We start from the raw sequence: 17159 nt of genomic DNA, 5'->3' as shown, positions 1-17159 counted from the left end.
CTATGGCGATTCAACCTGCATAAAACGAACGCTGCGAATGAGGAGCTGGTTATCAGTCTATTTTACGGACGCAAGGTCCAAGAATAAGGACGATATCCAATTGCTACCTACATTCTAACAGCTTAAGCAACAAGATGGATAATTCCTTACTGGATGTAAGGGGATTATCCATAAATATATTGTAGTAGAATAAACGAAATGTTTCAAATCCCATCGCGCAAGTGTTCTTCTGCTTTATTGTTCGTTTTTTCGTTTTGACTGATTCACAAATTAATTCTTTATAAATAAAAGCTTACAGAAAGGATGGTATATAGTATGGCAGGATCTATTTATGGAAGATTGTTTCAGATTTCTACATGGGGGGAATCGCACGGAAAGGGGATCGGTGTTGTGATCGACGGGTGTCCGGCAGGGCTTTCTCTTTCAGAGGAGGATATCCAGGTTTATCTGGATAGAAGAAAACCCGGACAAAGCCAGTTTACAACCGGACGTAAGGAAAGTGATATGGCACAGATCTGGTCCGGCGTATTTGAAGGCCGGACGACCGGAACTCCGATTTCAATTCTCGTACAGAACCAGGATCAGCGTTCCCGTGATTACGGAAATATTATGAACACATACAGGCCGGGACACGCAGATTATACATTTGATGAAAAGTATGGTTTCCGTGATTACAGAGGAGGGGGACGCTCTTCCGGAAGAGAAACTACTGCCAGAGTTGCAGCAGGTGCAGTTGCTGCTAAGATTTTGAAAGAACTTGGCATTGAAGTACATGCTTATACGAAAGCAATCGGTCCGGTATCTGTTCCGGAAAATGAATACCATCCGGAAGAGGTTTTCCAGAACCCGATTTATATGCCAAGCAACGCATATGCCCAAAAAGCATCTGCCTATCTGGAAGAATGTATTAAAAATCAGGATTCCTCAGGAGGCATCATTGAATGTGTTATTACCGGTATGCCGGTAGGAATCGGTGATACCGTATTTGAAAAACTGGACGCCAATCTTGCCAAAGCAATGCTGTCCATCGGAGCAGTCAAAGGCTTTGAGATCGGTGACGGCTTTAAAGCTGCAGATACAAAAGGAAGTATCAACAATGATTCCTTCCATACAAAAGATGGAAGGATCACCAAAGACACCAACCATGCAGGCGGTGTCCTCGGCGGTATGAGTGACGGAAGCAAGATCATCTTCCGCGCGGCAGTAAAGCCGACTCCGTCCATTTCACAGCCACAGTCCACCGTCACCAAAGATGGAGAAAACACCGAAATGATCATTAAAGGACGTCACGACCCGGTCATCGTCCCACGCGCCGTCGTAGTCGTAGAATCCATGGCCGCAATCACGATCCTCGATCTGCTCTTCACCAACATGAGTGCTCGAATGGACAAACTCAAAAGCTTCTACGGCACTGATGTGGTGGTCTTATTTTGATATCTGATTTCCAAGATAAAACTTCATGTATATTTTGTATGTTTTATCTGCTATTGTACCGTCAGACTTCTGTTCCATAGAGTTCCTCCTCATTTTTTATAATAACTTTCTGGGCTTTGAAATAATTTCTGACACACAAAAAGCCGCCTCAGTCAGGTGGCTTTTTATAACCGATTCCATTCTCCAATAACATCTTGAAAATATACTCTGACGTTCCTATCAGAATTACGATTTCTGTATCACAATGCATCTCTCCCTGCTTTTGCATATTTTCCAAAATGACACTCCATTCAGTATAACATGAAATCAGCAATTTTCTTGTTGCCTTATTACTTCCACTAACATCGACAGCAGTTTATCAAGCTCAATGGGTTTTGCGATATGACCATTCATCCCGGCTGCAATAGCCTCTCTCTTATCTTCTTCAAATGCATTTGCTGTCATTGCAATGATAGGTATGCATGCTTTATCCTTATCCGGCAGGCGTCTGATTGCCTGTGTTGCTTTATAACCGTTCATTTTCGGCATCTGAATATCCATCAGGATCATATCATATGTACCTGCCGGCATCTTTTCTATCATATTTACACATTGAATGCCATCCTCCACATGTTCTGTTTTAATGCCGGCACGCTCAAGGATTGCTTCTGTAATCTCTGCATTCAGATCATTATCCTCTGCCAGAAGGATATTCCTGCCTTCAAGGATTTCACTGCCTGTTCCAGACTCTTCAATATGTTTTTTTACATAATAGCTTTCATCGGCTATCTTATGTTTAAGTGTAACTGTAATGGTGCTGCCCTTTCCGAGTTCACTCTCTACATCTATTGTTCCACCAAGCAGATCAACATATTTCCGGACTATCGACATTCCCAGTCCGGTTCCTGCGATTTTGCTCTTTGTAGTGTTCTGTTCACGTGTAAATGCGTCGAAAATCTTCGTCATATAATCCTGACTCATGCCAATTCCTGTATCACTCACTCTGTTCCTCACAATCATGTATCCTGGCTCGTCGCATGGCAATTCATCTACGCTCATCATAACAGAACCACCGGACGGAGTATATTTTATAGCATTGCTCAGGATGTTGACAAATATTTCTTTCACCTTGGTAACATCTGTCAGTACATGCTCATGTTCTACATTCATCGTGTAATGAAGCGCAATATTCTTTTTCCTTGCTTTCTCATCAAATACTGCAAACAAAGACTTCCTGACATCTTCAATCCAGCAGTAATTCTCATCAAGCTCCATCCTTCCACTCTCGATCCGGGCCATATCCAGTACATTATTTATGATTGACAGGAGAAGATTCCCCGACTGCTGCATTTTTTCCAAATGTTCTAAGGTTTCAGGCATGTCTTTTCCTTTCAGTTCATTCTCCATAAGCTGTGCATAGCCCAGAATTACATTCATAGGCGTCCGGATGTCATGTGACATATTGTTAAGAAAACGAGTCTTTGCGAGACTGGCATCCTCTGCTTTTTTCAAAGCAATCTCCAATTTATCATTGAGTTTTTGTGTATTATTTGCTGCAAGCTTTGCAACAGCTTCTGCTTTTCTTGCCTTTCGTAAAAGTACGAGGATAATACTAATTATACTGAGTGCAAAAAATATTGCCGTAATAAAAAAAGCAATCAGATTATCTTTTACAAAGTCAGAAAATGTTACCTTATCTGCCGTACTGTCATAGATAGCAAGTGCACTTGTAAGCATGTCAGACGGCATGGCCTTTAAGGTTTTATTCAGTATTGATAAAAGACTACCCTCTCCACCTCTTACTGCAAAGCATGCCTCCATTGTTTTTGTAAGTGGAACACTCTTGAAATTTCGACTGTTATCATATATCATCGCCTGGCTTGCTCCCATGAGGAAACAGTCTGCCTTTTCATTCAAGACCATATCTGCCGCATCATCAAGCGAATCACAATCTACCAGCTTCCATTGTGGATAACTGAAAGCAATATGCTGCTTTAAGGCTTCTTTTTCCTTTGGCACAGCTACTGTATACACATTATACTCATCAAAATTTTTCTCATCAGTTACCGCCATCAGACTGTAAGTCCAAGCTGTGTTTGTAAGTGCATATCCTTTTTCTTCTGCAAAACTGGGATTTCTGCCGGCATAAAAAATCATGTCAATCTCATGCTCTTGTAAAGCCTGAATCATTTCGTCATAATCATTATATTCGTGTATATTAAATTCCAGTATCTGATTCCCCAGACAGCCTTTGGCATAGGATACATATTCTGCCAACATTCCGGTAAGTTTTCCAGTTTCTTCTTCCATGGAAAATACCGCCGGATCATTGCTCAGAAATCCTATCCGGATGTTACCATGTTCTTCCACCCAGGACTTTTCTTCACCTGTAAGAACCTGACTATAATCAAGCGTAAAATATTTCTTATACAAATCCGCCTTGAAAAAGGGACTATCTTGATCTAACTTGCGCATAGCATAGTCCAGCTCCGTCTTGATATCGCTGCGCTCTTTATTTATTGTAAAATATATGCCTGATTTTCCAATCGTGGTAACGGATGATATTCCCTGTTCAGACCAGATGGATTCCTCCAGAGATACAAAAGCATCAATCTCATGGTTCGCTAATTTCTTTTCGACATCATCATTATTATTCACATTTACATGCTCTGTATGTATGCCATTCTTATTTTCCCATTCTGTCAGCATACTTTCTGGTTTTGTATCCATGAGCACACCTACACGTTTCCCGTCCATAAATTTGAAATCAGACGTTCCAATATTCATGTTTGACAAATCAGCATAAAGGATATATTTTTCTTCACCCATCGCTTCATCTGAAAAAAGCATCCTTTGTGCACGTTCATCGGTGTAAGAGATATCGCCCATGACATCAATCTCACCATTTTCAAGCTTATCGAAGCAGTTGGACCAGTCACATTTCACGTACTCAAATTTCCATCCGGTATAGCCTGCCAAAGCCTGCAGGAGTTCATACCCATATCCTCGTCTGACACCGTTTTTATCGATATAATCAAAGGTATCTTCAAAGGATCCGATACGGACGATCTGTGACTGTTTTTCATCATTATTCTTTTCAGCGGCCCGGCAGTGTACTGATAATATCATCCACATTGCTAAAATCACAAATATACCTGCAAATAGTACGTCTGATTTTTTTCTACTTTTGTACATTGTTCTTTTCTCCTTAAATCACCAGATTATTACACGTCACAAACCCAAAAATTTCAGCATGGTTGGGACAAGAATATTCATATCAACAGGCTTTGCAACATGAGCATTCATTCCAACAGAAAGACCCTTTTGTGCATCTTCTGCGAAAGCATTGGCAGTCATCGCAATAATAGGGATCCTGGCTTTTTTCGTATCCTTCATCTTTCGGATAGCTAATGTAGCATCATATCCATTCATAACCGGCATCTGGATATCCATAAGGATCATCTTGTAATAATCAGCATCAGCCTTTTCAATCATGTCAATACATGCAACACCATCATTGGCAGTCTCAACAATACATCCTTCTTCCGTCAATAATTCCGTTGCGATTTCAGTGTTGATCTCATTATCTTCGACCAGTAAGATCCGAACACCGTTCAAACAATTCTTATTGCGCAAATTACTGTTTTTCTTCACCAGAGAATCGTCTTCTGACGCTTTTCTGCAAGGAATAGTTACTGTAAATGTGGAACCTTTACCCTGCTTACTTTTCACTTCTATTGTGCCATCCATGAGCTCTACAAGCTTTTTTGTAATGCCCATTCCGATGCCGCTGCCCTCAATATGACTGGATGTAGTGTTACGTTCTCTTTCAAAAGTTTCAAAAACACGCTTTTGGAATTCTTCAGACATACCAATTCCATTATCGGTAATACTAATGATCATATTGCACCAGTCTTCTTTTTCACAGGATTTCTGTACAACATTACAGGATATCCAACCTCCTGTATTTGTATACTTTATTGCATTGCTTATTATATTAAAACAGACTTCTGACAGGTGAGGTTCATCCATATACACATACGGATACATGATTTGTTCTGTCAAAGAGATCGTCTGATTTTTACTTTCTGCCTGTTGTTGGAACATAATGACACAATTTTCAAAACACTCATGGACATTTGAAACAGTGTATTCCATCTCAACCTTATTATTCTCAATTCTTGCAAGATCTAAAACATTACCAAGCATCGACAAAAGTTCTTTTCCGCATATTTGGATTTCTTCAAGATATCTGCCAAGCTTATCTGTTTCCTGCAAATGTCTGGATGCCAGTTCTGCATAACCAATGATTGCATTCATAGGAGTTCTGATATCATGAGACATATTTAACAGAAATGATGATTTTGCTTTGTTTGCACATTCCGCTTTTAATTTAGCTTCCCGCAATTCTTCCTCTTGTTTTAATTCCCTCAATTTTTCATCTGTCACATCTCTATTTGCAAACAACACGGATGTCACATTTCCATTTTTATCATAACTCTGAGGAACAACCATGGAAAGAAACCATGATCCATCCTTCTTTTTGAATTCGGAAGACATAGATTCTTTATTATGAAGACGTGCCGCCATGGTTTGTATGTCAAAAAATTCCATATACTTCTGCACAAATGGTTCTGCTATAATATCTTCGATAATCTTGAACTGAGGATCCCAATCTGCAGTATTCTCTTTAATACCCATATCCATTTCTCGAGATCTTTTGACAAGTTCTATCTTCTTTGTTTTTAAGTTCAGCCTTGAAATATGATAATAAGCAGTACCTAATGCATGAAGGGCCTGCCGGGTTTTTTTGACCTGCTTCCCCAATGCGAGAGGGAACTCTTCACCGTCCATCTGTTCCAGATCCGGTGTTGAATGATGCAGATGCTGAACCAGCCATTTTCCATTCGTCCACTTATAGATAATCGTAAATCTTGTCTCCATTTTAAAACAGATTGAACCATCTTTAAACAGACCAGTAAAATCTACTGTTCCATGTGCAAGAACATGGTCATCATCAAGTCTTTCTTCTTCCTGATGTAAATTTCTTACTTCGAGTCTGATTTTTCCTCTTCGTTTTACATCAAATTTGAATGATTCTAAAAACTCATGCAGATTCGTGAATAACTCATGTTTCCCAGTTCCAATCAGACTGATATTTTCATCAAAATAATTTTCTATACCAAGATTATTTACTGATCCGTCATTAATATATATTTTCAAAAGTTGTTCTGTGAGTTTTTTAAAATCATCCATACGCTACCCTCTCTTAAAAAAACTTAACTGTCAAAATATCCAATGATCCCGATGTATCCATCCTTCTTTAAAGGCGACCATAATTATAGTTAACTGACCTGAAATTGCATTGTAATCAATGGAATTCATGCCACTGTTCAGTTCATTGGTTTCTGCATCTTCTTTTTCCGCGTTTTTGCTGCCACAGCCTGACAGAAGCGATATGCTTATCACCATCATTAAGAGTACAGCCAAAACTCTGTTTCATTTTTTCTTTTTCATTACGAATCTCCCATTTGAAATTATTTTCCGCTAGTTCAACAATTCATGAATTACCTTTACCAGTAAATTCCCATCAACAGGCTTGGAAATATGCTCATCCATCCCTGCTTCTTTTGCTCTTATTCTGTCCTCTGTGAATGCATTTGCTGTCATTGCAATGATCGGTATTTCCTTAGCATCCTCTCTGTCCATAGAACGGATCCTCTTTGTGGCATTATAACCATTCATGACTGGCATCATGATATCCATCAAAATCACATCAAATTCACCAGGTCTGCTTTTTTCAAATATTTCAACAGCCTCCAGTCCATTCCATGCTTTGGTCACTTCAGCGCCTTCATTCTGAAACATAAATTCTGCAATTTCCATGTTCAGCTCATTATCTTCCGCCAGAAGAATGTGCAGCCCCTTTATCGTTTTTTCTGATAAATCTTTCTGTTCTTTAGATTTATCCACATCCAGATCTATTTTAAACGGAACCCGGATCACAAATGTGGTTCCTGCACCTTCTTCACTTTCAAAGGTAATCGTTCCGCCCATTTTTTCGACCAGCTTCTTTGAAATCGACATTCCCAGACCTGTTCCTGCAAATTTTGTTCGGCTTCCTGTGTGTTCCTGTGCAAATGGTTCAAACACACATTTCTGGAACTCCTCAGTCATTCCGATTCCTGTATCCCTGCAGACAAATTCCATTGTTGTCATTCCTGGCTGTTCGGATGGAATTTCTACGCAGCTGATATAAATATGTCCGTTTTCTCTGTTATATTTCACCGCATTCGATAGAATATTCATCATCACACGTTTCACATACCCCGGACTTCCGATAAGATTCCGGTGTATGATTTCTTTTTTCTCCCACGCAATCCGAATATTCTGTTCTGCTGCAATCTGTTCGATCACAACAAATACTTCCCTGAAAATACCGCTCAGATTGAATGGTATTTCTTCCAGAATCACTTCATCTGACTCCAGCTTACTCATATCCAGGACATCGTTTACCAGTTCCAGAAGCAGATGAGAAGCCTCTTTGACTTTTGCCCTGCATTCCGTCTGTTTTTTCATATCGTCTGCATAATGATCTGCCACATTGAGCACGCCGCAAATTCCATTAATCGGAGTCCGGATATCATGACTCATTCGCTGAAGAAACTCTGTTTTTGCCTCATTGGCGGCTTCTGCCTTTTTTGCAGCTATCAGAAGTTCTGCTTTATATTTTTCATCTTTTTCCTGTTCCAGTTTCTGATGTGTCAGATTGGTTTTATATGTCCAGAACCAGAATAAACCGAACATCAAAAAATAAAGAAAAATAACACTCATCACATTTAATGGAAGGTTGTGGAATACTTCCGTATCAGGAAGATATGCATAGATATAATAATCACGCTGCTTCAGCATGATTCCGTAACATCCGATTCCTTCTTTCTTAAAATGATAGATATGTTGACTGTCTGTATGCTTTTTCATTGCCTGAACCACTTCGTTGTCAGCTGTATTCTGCCCCAACAGGCTCTCATCATTGCAGGCAACAACTGTCCCATTGTCTGCAACAAGAATCGTTCCATCTTTCTGAGTACTATAACCGTTTAAAAGCCCCTGTATCGTCAGTGTATAGTTTCTGGCAAATTCAGGAGAAGTGTAATAGTAGATTGCGACGATGCCCGGTGCATCTTTTCTGGCACAGGCTGCAATATCGATATGTGACCCATCTTCCCTGGTAAACCGTTCCGAATAGCTTCTTTCTTCATATCCGGCAAAATCCATGATGATGTCTTTTTGCAGATACTCCGTAATCTCATTAGTCAGAGATTCATCTGTGCTGTATTCACAGTCCGTCTTTCCATCTGCATCCAATACAAGGATACCATCCACCCAGAGAGTCTGCAGATTTCCCTTCAGAAAATCCCGGCTTAGCTGCCCACCGTTTTCTGTTTCCGTTTTAATATTTGTACTCATCTGTCTGGCACTTTCAATGGCACGGAGGAGACTTTTGGATTCCGATGATTCATTATAATGGGTGTAGGTGGAACACTGCACTTTCACATAATTTACAATCTCCACCATTCTTTTCTCTGCTTCCGCTTTTTCTGCGTGGAAGAAATAAAACAGGGAGACTACCACCACACAGATTCCAAGCAGACCGCCGAGCAGCTGGATTCGTTTTTCTTTTTTCTTAATATCCAAGATCATCCACCTCCAGATACTTCTGGGGATCATCCAGATATTTTTCAATGATTTTCAGGGATGTGCCATCCTGGCGCATTTCTTCCAATGTCTGTTCCATCTGCTCACAGATTCCTCTGTCATCATCTTTTGCAAAAGCAACACCTATTCCGGTGATCATCAGAGACTCTTCCAGGATACGGAAGCTTGTATCATAATCCTTCATATACTGGACAACAGATTCCTCATGTGCGGCAACTGCATCCACATACCTTTTTCCCAGAAACGTATAGATCAGTTCCCGGTGTCCAAGACTGATCAGATTGCCCAGTTTTGGGATTCTCTCATCCATCCTGTCCAGAAAGATACCTTCCGGTTTGGTTGTGGACTGGACAGCCAGATTCTTTCCCTCCAGATCACTCAACTTATAGATATCGCTGCTCTCGTTTACGGCTACCACCTGTCGACTTGCTATGTATGGTCCTGCCCAGCGGTAATCATCAAGGCGTCCTTCCATGGAAAAGCAGCCCATGATACAGTCAATCTCTCCGCTTTCTACCAATTCTTTTTTCTTCTCCCAGTTGATCTGGACAACATCCACCTGATATCCCATTCTTTTGAAAGCTTCTGTAGCAAGTTCTACATCTATGCCCGTAGGTACACCATCCTCATTCAAATAATTGTATGGTGGGTAGTTATCGCTGCCGAGTGTAATGACCGGCTTTTCTGTTTCTTCTCTGGTGTTATCTATGTTTTTACACCCTGCCAAGGTGACTGCTAAAATTTCCGCAAGCAGAATGCCTGCAATCACTCTTTTCCCTTTCATTTTCCGCCTATTCCTAACTATCCTTTTCGTTTTTTTCATATATCTATGAAATAAAAAAACACTGTCCTACAGACAGTGCATCTCATTTCATGCAACTGGCTGCCATTTTACAGGCCCTGTAGCTTTGCGTCCCAGATTTTCATCTGGTTTGCCGATCATCCTATTATAGTTTTTAAACTTATGCAAAAATATTGATGTTATTATACTCCCACAATCTATCGTGCATAAGAAAAACCTCACCGCTTTAACGCTGAAAAATAAAAAAGAACAGCCGATACATATACCCGACGCTGGCGCTACAAAGCCCGTAAATCAAGGGTTCAAAGGGCTGGGTAATCAAAAGTAATCAAGAAAGTAATCAAAAAAGGAGGAAAACACCGTATCTACTGTAAATACCAGAGCCTGATGATACTCAAATACCCAACGAACCCGAAATCAGTGTGATACCATGAAAAACGAAAGGGGCCTTGCGGCCCCGGTAAGCTGAAAAAGTCCCAAAGTTTTGGCGAACGGACGGACTCTTTCGGAAAGTGAGCTTCTTTGAGAACTCTCAACGAGGTTCAAAGGCGGCTCTGTTGATTCGAGTATACCACACTCGATAGGACCAAACCTCCTTTCCGAAAGTTCGAAAGACCTAAAAGGAGGTTCTACATATGCCACACAAAATGATGAATCCGCAGATAGCATACGTGCTTCACGACAACAGGCTGTCGATTGAGGCACGTATGCTATACGCATACCTCTGCTCATTCGATGATGGTGTACCGCCTTCGACCTATCAGATGATCAGGCAGCTCGGCATCGGCAAGACGCGATTCTATCGATATCGAAACGAGCTCGAAGCGTTTGGACTCATCGAGGTCGAGAACAAGATCACGTCCGGCGGCGGGGTCGCAAAGTACTCTTTCCCTGACAAACCGGTGCCGACTGCAGAAGCCGAGGAGATTCTAATCACCCGCCTGATCAACAATAACAACAAAGCGATGAATTTTAAAAAGGAAAGGAATGATGGAAATGCAGGGAAACGCAACTGAAATCGATGAGCGCAACCTTTTGCAGCTCGATGCGCTGCTCTCCCACGGATATGGACTCTCGCCGCAGCTCGTGATGAGATCAAAGGGCCTATCCATCGAGGCGAAGGCACTCTACGGATACCTGAGCTCATTTGCCGGCGCGGGGGACACGGCTTTCCCATCAACTTCCCGCATTCTCGAAGAGCTTGATATTAGCAAGAACCGTTTCTACAAGATCCGCAAGGAACTGGTCTCATGGGGCTTCATTTCGATTGAGACCACGGCGACCTCTGCGGGGTTAAGGACTGTCTACACGCTGCCGCAGAACCCGATCGCCATCAAGACGGAAATCGACGAGATTGCAAACCGACGCAATGAAATCAAGAGCAGCTTGGTGGCGAATCTCCATAACGAGGACATGGTGAGTCATAAGGGGGATTCTGAGTCTGAGCGTCTTCAGCAATCAGCAGGTAACGAGCCTTGTCGTCAATCTGAAGCCAAGGCTCAAAACAGGGGCTCCAATCTGAAGCCATGTCTTCAATCTGAAGACGAGGGTTGTCTTCAATCTGGCGACAAGCTATATATAGATACTAATATCAATCCAAAAGTATCAATAGATAGATCTGCCGCCCATCCTTCCGCTGATGAAGGTCCAAGCGACTGGAAAGTCACCGAGGGAATGACTGATCCGACTCAACGAGATGACGGCGAGCCGGATCGCAATGCGAATAGACGGGACGCGTTAGATGCGGTGCCTGACGGCACCTATGATCCGCTCCCTACGGTCGCTGATGGATATACCCTTTCAAATTCCGAATTCGAGGCTTTCAACCGCCTCTGTTCCCTGTCCATCAAGACGGTAAGGGGAGCCGTTCGGAACGAGGCAGCAAAACAATATGCCAAGCGAATCGGGGAAGGATACTCTCCCGCCGCCATCGAAAAGGCCTATATCGACTATGCGGAAGCCTATCGGCAGAACAACCCTTCACCGAGGTTTGCGAAGCAACTGTCAGATTGGTTCGTCAAAAGCGATGGTTTCGCGTATTTCGCCAAGAAACCTGTAATTCGAACAACGACAGCCACCAAGGCTACAAGTGGTCAAGATTCGGATCTCAGGGCCGCAACGGAGGCAAAGAACGATCGGCTGACACTTGCCGCGACCGATCCGACCTTCAGGGATCTTGAGGCAGCCGTTTCGAAGGCACGGTCACTCTGGGGACATGCCTGCATGACGTCTGACGTGGAGAAAGCAAGCCGCCTCAAGGAGGAGTGGAGCAAGGCAACGGAACGGGCCAACGAGTATTACGAAACCCATTGCACATCAGCGGTCGCGACAGCTTAGACGATCTGAAAACACGGGGGAACGGAAAAATGCCACGTTCCCCCGACCGTGCAAGATGTGAAGTGGTAGAATCTTACAAAAGATTTCTCAAGACCCTACCAAAGAAAGGAGAAATCATATGAGCAGCAATTACCAGCAGAAAAAAATGATGAATGCCCTAGGCGCTATCGATACAAAGGGCAACATCGTCCTCGAGCAGTTCCAAGACGGCACGGCACTCCTCTTCCAGCCGGGCAACGCGCAGCCGTTTTGCGTGGCTACAGACTATGACCGCGCGACGGCCTCGTGGTCATACGGAAAGTACTTCAGCGATCTCGGATGCGCCCATGAGGCTGCTGACCCTGAGATTATCGAGGACGCCAGCGTCAGATGGGTCAAGGAGGATATCCGGGAAAAGCTCAAAGCACAGGATATCGCACCGACAGAATTCAACGTGCAGTCCGTCATCATGGGCGATTCAAGGCTTTGGGAACGTCCTCTCGACAGGGAGTTCCGCGACAACATGATTGCAAGCGGCAACGACGATCTCGATGCACGCGTTTCCATTCTCAAGGAGAACGGGAACTTCAAGAATGTTGACACCGCAATGCCAGTGGAAAGTCTTGATGATCTGGAACAATATAGGTCTGATCGACTTACGGATAAGGTCACGTCACTTAAAGACAGTCTTGATGCACAATATAAGGCAGATGAGCGTGGTCGCGTTTTCGACCGTCCATGTCAAGTACTTGACGACGGTGATCTCGACGAACATTAAATAGAAAGGAGACAAAAATGACAAGCCGTGAAATGGTTCAAGGTGCCGCCGCACGCAATCAAAGAACTCTTGCTGATGCTATCGTGGCTACAAATCGTTTCAGGGAGCAAGACGCTCGCTTTAAGTCGCACGATGGAATGGACCTCGATCCATCGACACCTGAAATCGAATCGGGATATGAATTCAATCGGCGCTCCATCGAGGATGACCGTGCTGCTGATGACCGAAATTCCATTTCGGATCAAGATATTGATTCACGGCTGTAATATGAATTTCCAGATGTATGGTTTGCAGATTGCATAATCATTGCGTATTAGTACCGTAGGATGCAAAAGGCATCCAGAAGGGATGATTGATAATGGCAGATTTGGGAGAGGAAGCATACTCCTCACAAATGAAAGTCATCGCGACTTTCTTGCGGTTGCTTGAAGAGCTTATGCGTAATAAGCAGCAAGATCTCCGCTATGGCACCAAAACGCAAAGGCGCGGTATCTTTCGTCGAATGAAAGACTTCGTCGGAGGTGTCTTCAAAAAAGTCTATGATGGCACATTCGGCCGCCTGTCGCGTAATGGAAAAGATTATGGTCAACTTGACCTTAATGATCCGGCTGTTGCAAAGCTGTTTGCAGACACAATGAAGCAAATGGGCATGGATACGATGCATGAAGATAACAATCTTCTGTTCAGCACTTCCGATATTGCAAAAATCATGGCCTTTTCCAAGATGGTTGAACAAGAACTCGGTAAAAAAATCGAGCACGAAAACGATACCCCCGAAAAAGAGCAGTCCCAGGAACACGGACAAGACCATGAAAAGCAAGCCGATGCCCGAGATTGGTCTGACTATCCCGCAACACCCGAACAAATTGAGCTCACGGCTACCGTTCTGGCAGCCGATGAGGGTGTTTCGATCGATGAAATCAAGAAAGACTTTTCGGAAAACCCGTCAATCGGCGAATTGCAGATTGCTCTTGAAGCAAAAGGCCACGACACTATGGCAATCCAGCCCGATCTGAGGAACTACGCGACACCAGAACAACGAGCACAACTGGACATGCTCAAAGACAAGGGCGTTATCGGTGAAGATGAGCTTATGCAGCTTGGCAAGTATCCTTCTCAGGACAAGGCGAGCGAAGTGCTCGGAAACCATGCGGATGCCGTAAAAATGCTCGATTCCGATGAAATCTCAAATCGTGCGGAAGCAATTCGCAGTCACGATGGAATGGATCCAGATTCTCGCACCAAACAGGTCGAATCCTGGAAGGAGGATCTTTCCGCGAAAGTCGGAAATGCCTTCGAGGCGTCTCGTGATGCAAATGGCCGACCGAATCTCAACAATTTCGCCCGTCAGTGCAATTTGCGCGGCATTGCCGTGCAGTTCGCCAATGATGGAGAGCTTCTATTCACGGATGCCAATCAGCATCACAAGCAGGTCCGCGCCGACAACCTCGATCCGAAATTCTCCCGTAACAGCGAGGCTTTCAACGGTCAGAAAATGTCGAAACCGTTGAAGCAAAAACAGGAAGAAATCATTAAGAGCACAGATCAGCGCAATCATGAGCGTTCACATGCCCACGACAGTCAGGATCACGGCGATGCGCATGGCTCCGAGAATAAGGCTAGGTAAGGTGATGCTCCTTGGCGTCCAATAAATCGAAAACTCCGGGTCCAATTCAGGTCGTGGTAGTTCTAATGTTGACCGTTCTTGCCTTCTACTTCGGCAATCGGTTCGGACAAGTCTTTGATTTCAACACCATGGAGATTACCGACGGGGCGCTCGTGACGGTCAATTCGATCGTCGCGGCGCCTGCCGCTATCTCAACGGCATCCGTTCCCATGCTGTATGCAATCGGACTCGCCATCACGGTTCTCATCGTCTGGCTCTATACATTCATGTATGCCGGCAACTATCGCTATGGAGAGGAAGCCGGTTCTGCGAAATGGGGCACCCTTAAAGAAGGAGTCGCCTTCAAGGATCAAACGGATCCGTCCAACAATCTTCTCTTCACGAAAAATTATGGCCTTGCCCTGAAAAAACCAAAGTTCGACCTCGAACATGACCGAAACCTCAATGTCATGGTCATCGGCGGTTCCGGCTCTGGCAAGACCCGTAACTATGTAAAACCTAATCTCATGCAGCTTAATGCAAGCTACTTTCTGACCGATCCGAAAGGAACATCCCTTCCAGAGTGCGGATATCTTTTCAGGGACAACGGTTACCGCATCAGGGCGTTCAACACCATTGAATTTAATAAATCGATGCACTACAACCCGCTTAAATACGTTAAGACAGACGCAGATATCCTTTCTTTCGTCAACTGCCTGATCTCGAATACCAATGGAGATAAACAGTCCGGCGGAGATCCGTTCTGGGAAAATTCGGAACGTCTGCTCTATACCGCGCTCATCGCCTTGCTGAGAGACTGGTTCCCACCGGAAGATTACTCGTTGGACGGGTTGTTGACACTTCTTTCCATGGCAGAAGCCAAGGAAAACGATGAGAATTTCAAATCTCCGCTCGACATGATCTTCGATGAGATCGAGACGGGCAAAGTTTACGAAAGAAACCCGTTCTACCAAGGCCCGTCGACCTCAAGCTCCTATGCCGACGCGGAATCAGACCGAATGGCAATCAGCGAGAACACGACCGACGAGTTCACTTGGCAGTCAAGCCTCATGGAACGCAACAATGACGGCCTGTCTCCTGCACGTGAAGGTGGATTGACGTCCGATCAGGATTTCGCATTGGCAAACTATAAGATGTTCAAAGTAGCCGCCGGCAAGACGCTGAAGTCCATCATCATCAGTTGCAACGTGCGCATGGCCCCGATGCGAATCGAGCAGGTGCGCGAACTGTTGAAATACGATGAGATGAATCTTGACGAGATGGGAGATCCCGGGCAACGCACTGCTATCTTCGCCATCATGTCGGATACTGATAAAACCTTCTCGTTCCTGCACGCAATCATGATGTGGCAATCGATTGATATCTTGTGCCGCCGTGCGCTCGAGAAATACAACGGCAAATTGCCGACCATGGTCAATTTCATCTTCGACGAGTTTGCAAATATCGGCACGATTCCCGATATCGAGCAGACGATCGCCGTTACTCGTTCTCGTAACATCGGCATCTCGATCATCCTCCAGTCTGTCGCACAGCTGGAAAGCCGCTATGATAAAAAGGCAAAGACGATTATCGATTGTTGCGATACCACTCTCTTCCTAGGTGGCAAGTCGAATTCCACCAACAAGGAAATCTCCGAGATGATCGGCAAGCAGACGATTAACCAGAAGACATTCGGCGAGACGCGCGGACAGTCCGGTTCCAGCTCGAAAAACATTCAGATCCAAGGTCGCGACTTGATCGACGCCGCTGAGATCGGCAAGATGAATCGCCGCGAGGCAATCCTGCTCATCGCCGGTACAAATCCGCTTAAAGATCTGAAATACCCGGTCGAGCAACACCCTAACTACATCTATCTCGACCCCGGTCGAAACAAGCCGGGTCAGGTCAAAAACCGCTGTCTGTATGATGAGCCGTTCGATATCCTGGAATACATGGACGAAATTAGGACAAAAGACGCTACCTACGCGTCATAACTCACGCGTTTGGTATACACTGAACCAGTGCAACCGACACGGGAAAAAGGAAAGGAATTGAATGGGTGGATAAACTTATAAGGATTTTTGCCCAGCCGATAGGTTTCGCCGGTACTGCTTTTGGCATTGCCGGCCTAATCTATCTCGGCATCTCGTTGGCAAGCGGTGGAAGGCGCCAGCCTGAAATCGTTAAAGCCATTGCAATGATCGCAGCTGGTTTTACAGTCGCGGCAGCAATGGCGCTGTATGGCTACACCGGGCATTAAGCTCATGAAATCTAAGAATATTTAAAGAAAGGAATTTAGCGTATGCTCTCTCAAATCATGACCAAAATCTCCGGAGGTGTCACCTTTCTCGGCGGCGTCCTCATCGTTTTCGGTCTTGTCAATCTCGGTATGACAATTAAAGACGGTATGCAAGGCGGTGGCGGCCAGCTCGCCGGCGCCATCGCCATGATCGTCGGCGGAGGTATCGTCATCGCAGCCTCCGTTTTTCTCGGCAGCCTGGACACCAGTTTCGCCGGCTAAAGGA

The 17159-nt window shown here is 44.3% G+C and carries 14 protein-coding genes and 1 riboswitch; of the genes, 9 read left to right on the top strand and 5 right to left on the bottom strand.

The window, feature by feature from the left end:
* Positions 1-315 precede the first annotated feature (315 nt).
* On the top strand, positions 316-1434 hold the full coding sequence (gene aroC, locus PGU50_RS10310; protein WP_270246901.1) for a chorismate synthase: 1119 nt from the start codon (positions 316-318) through the stop codon (positions 1432-1434).
* 148 nt (positions 1435-1582) lie between these two features.
* On the opposite strand, the gene PGU50_RS10305 is transcribed toward aroC, so the two are convergent.
* The 5 genes from PGU50_RS10305 to PGU50_RS10285 all read right to left on the bottom strand — a co-directional run bounded on the left by PGU50_RS10305 (position 1583) and on the right by PGU50_RS10285 (position 9916).
* Positions 1583-1711, bottom strand: coding sequence for a hypothetical protein (locus PGU50_RS10305; protein ID WP_256170876.1), 129 nt, complete (start codon positions 1709-1711; stop codon positions 1583-1585).
* A 29-nt stretch (positions 1712-1740) separates the two neighbouring features.
* Positions 1741-4608: a transporter substrate-binding domain-containing protein gene (locus tag PGU50_RS10300; protein ID WP_270246900.1), complete on the bottom strand. Its 2868-nt coding sequence runs from the start codon at positions 4606-4608 to the stop codon at positions 1741-1743.
* A gap of 36 nt (positions 4609-4644) precedes the next feature.
* A complete protein-coding gene (locus tag PGU50_RS10295; protein ID WP_270246899.1) occupies positions 4645-6669 on the bottom strand; it encodes an ATP-binding protein in 2025 nt (674 codons plus the stop codon).
* 291 nt (positions 6670-6960) lie between these two features.
* Positions 6961-9117 carry an ATP-binding protein gene (locus PGU50_RS10290; protein ID WP_118217259.1) on the bottom strand — a complete coding sequence of 719 codons (2157 nt, stop codon included), beginning with the start codon at positions 9115-9117 and terminating at the stop codon, positions 6961-6963.
* Positions 9101-9916 carry a substrate-binding periplasmic protein gene (locus PGU50_RS10285; RefSeq protein ID WP_117823105.1) on the bottom strand — a complete coding sequence of 272 codons (816 nt, stop codon included), beginning with the start codon at positions 9914-9916 and terminating at the stop codon, positions 9101-9103. The genes PGU50_RS10290 and PGU50_RS10285 overlap by 17 nt, the downstream gene beginning before the upstream one ends.
* A gap of 87 nt (positions 9917-10003) precedes the next feature.
* A riboswitch (cyclic di-GMP riboswitch) is annotated at positions 10004-10079 on the bottom strand.
* Positions 10080-10569: 490 nt separating this feature from the next.
* Between PGU50_RS10285 and PGU50_RS10280 the strand changes: the two genes are divergently transcribed.
* The 8 genes from PGU50_RS10280 to PGU50_RS10245 all read left to right on the top strand — a co-directional run bounded on the left by PGU50_RS10280 (position 10570) and on the right by PGU50_RS10245 (position 17155).
* Entirely contained in the window at positions 10570-10950 is a 381-nt protein-coding gene (locus tag PGU50_RS10280; protein ID WP_118198266.1) for a helix-turn-helix domain-containing protein, read from the top strand.
* Complete coding sequence (locus tag PGU50_RS10275) at positions 10922-12271, top strand: helix-turn-helix domain-containing protein (RefSeq protein ID WP_118372783.1); 1350 nt, start codon at positions 10922-10924, stop codon at positions 12269-12271. Before PGU50_RS10280 ends, PGU50_RS10275 begins: the two co-directional genes overlap by 29 nt.
* A gap of 118 nt (positions 12272-12389) precedes the next feature.
* Entirely contained in the window at positions 12390-13028 is a 639-nt protein-coding gene (locus PGU50_RS10270) for a hypothetical protein (RefSeq protein ID WP_195501719.1), read from the top strand.
* Positions 13029-13045: 17 nt separating this feature from the next.
* Positions 13046-13294 carry a hypothetical protein gene (locus PGU50_RS10265; protein ID WP_118199844.1) on the top strand — a complete coding sequence of 83 codons (249 nt, stop codon included), beginning with the start codon at positions 13046-13048 and terminating at the stop codon, positions 13292-13294.
* Between the two features lie 92 nt (positions 13295-13386).
* On the top strand, positions 13387-14655 hold the full coding sequence (locus PGU50_RS10260) for a hypothetical protein (RefSeq protein ID WP_173825564.1): 1269 nt from the start codon (positions 13387-13389) through the stop codon (positions 14653-14655).
* Between the two features lie 11 nt (positions 14656-14666).
* Complete coding sequence (locus PGU50_RS10255) at positions 14667-16628, top strand: VirD4-like conjugal transfer protein, CD1115 family (RefSeq protein WP_118218911.1); 1962 nt, start codon at positions 14667-14669, stop codon at positions 16626-16628.
* Between the two features lie 65 nt (positions 16629-16693).
* Positions 16694-16894, top strand: coding sequence for a hypothetical protein (locus tag PGU50_RS10250; protein WP_118199847.1), 201 nt, complete (start codon positions 16694-16696; stop codon positions 16892-16894).
* A gap of 42 nt (positions 16895-16936) precedes the next feature.
* A complete protein-coding gene (locus PGU50_RS10245; protein WP_118218913.1) occupies positions 16937-17155 on the top strand; it encodes a hypothetical protein in 219 nt (72 codons plus the stop codon).
* Positions 17156-17159: the final 4 nt, after the last annotated feature.

The organism is Coprococcus sp. AM11-30B (genome assembly GCF_027674365.1).
GTDB classification, from domain to species: domain Bacteria; phylum Bacillota; class Clostridia; order Lachnospirales; family Lachnospiraceae; genus Allocoprococcus; species Allocoprococcus comes.
The sequence above is the reverse complement of the archived record's forward strand: the minus strand, read 5'-3'. Positions and strand labels throughout refer to the sequence as shown.

What these genes read in the sequence shown, in the direction of transcription:
- PGU50_RS10290 (WP_118217259.1), bottom strand. Translation starts at nt 9,117, where the DNA reads ATGATCTTGGATATTAAGAAAAAAGAAAAACGAATCCAGCTGCTCGGC.
- PGU50_RS10275 (WP_118372783.1), top strand. Translation starts at nt 10,922, where the DNA reads ATGATGGAAATGCAGGGAAACGCAACTGAAATCGATGAGCGCAACCTT.
- PGU50_RS10295 (WP_270246899.1), bottom strand. Translation starts at nt 6,669, where the DNA reads ATGGATGATTTTAAAAAACTCACAGAACAACTTTTGAAAATATATATT.
- aroC (WP_270246901.1), top strand. Translation starts at nt 316, where the DNA reads ATGGCAGGATCTATTTATGGAAGATTGTTTCAGATTTCTACATGGGGG.
- PGU50_RS10245 (WP_118218913.1), top strand. Translation starts at nt 16,937, where the DNA reads ATGCTCTCTCAAATCATGACCAAAATCTCCGGAGGTGTCACCTTTCTC.
- PGU50_RS10285 (WP_117823105.1), bottom strand. Translation starts at nt 9,916, where the DNA reads ATGAAAGGGAAAAGAGTGATTGCAGGCATTCTGCTTGCGGAAATTTTA.
- PGU50_RS10300 (WP_270246900.1), bottom strand. Translation starts at nt 4,608, where the DNA reads ATGTACAAAAGTAGAAAAAAATCAGACGTACTATTTGCAGGTATATTT.
- PGU50_RS10265 (WP_118199844.1), top strand. Translation starts at nt 13,046, where the DNA reads ATGACAAGCCGTGAAATGGTTCAAGGTGCCGCCGCACGCAATCAAAGA.
- PGU50_RS10270 (WP_195501719.1), top strand. Translation starts at nt 12,390, where the DNA reads ATGAGCAGCAATTACCAGCAGAAAAAAATGATGAATGCCCTAGGCGCT.
- PGU50_RS10260 (WP_173825564.1), top strand. Translation starts at nt 13,387, where the DNA reads ATGGCAGATTTGGGAGAGGAAGCATACTCCTCACAAATGAAAGTCATC.
- PGU50_RS10280 (WP_118198266.1), top strand. Translation starts at nt 10,570, where the DNA reads ATGCCACACAAAATGATGAATCCGCAGATAGCATACGTGCTTCACGAC.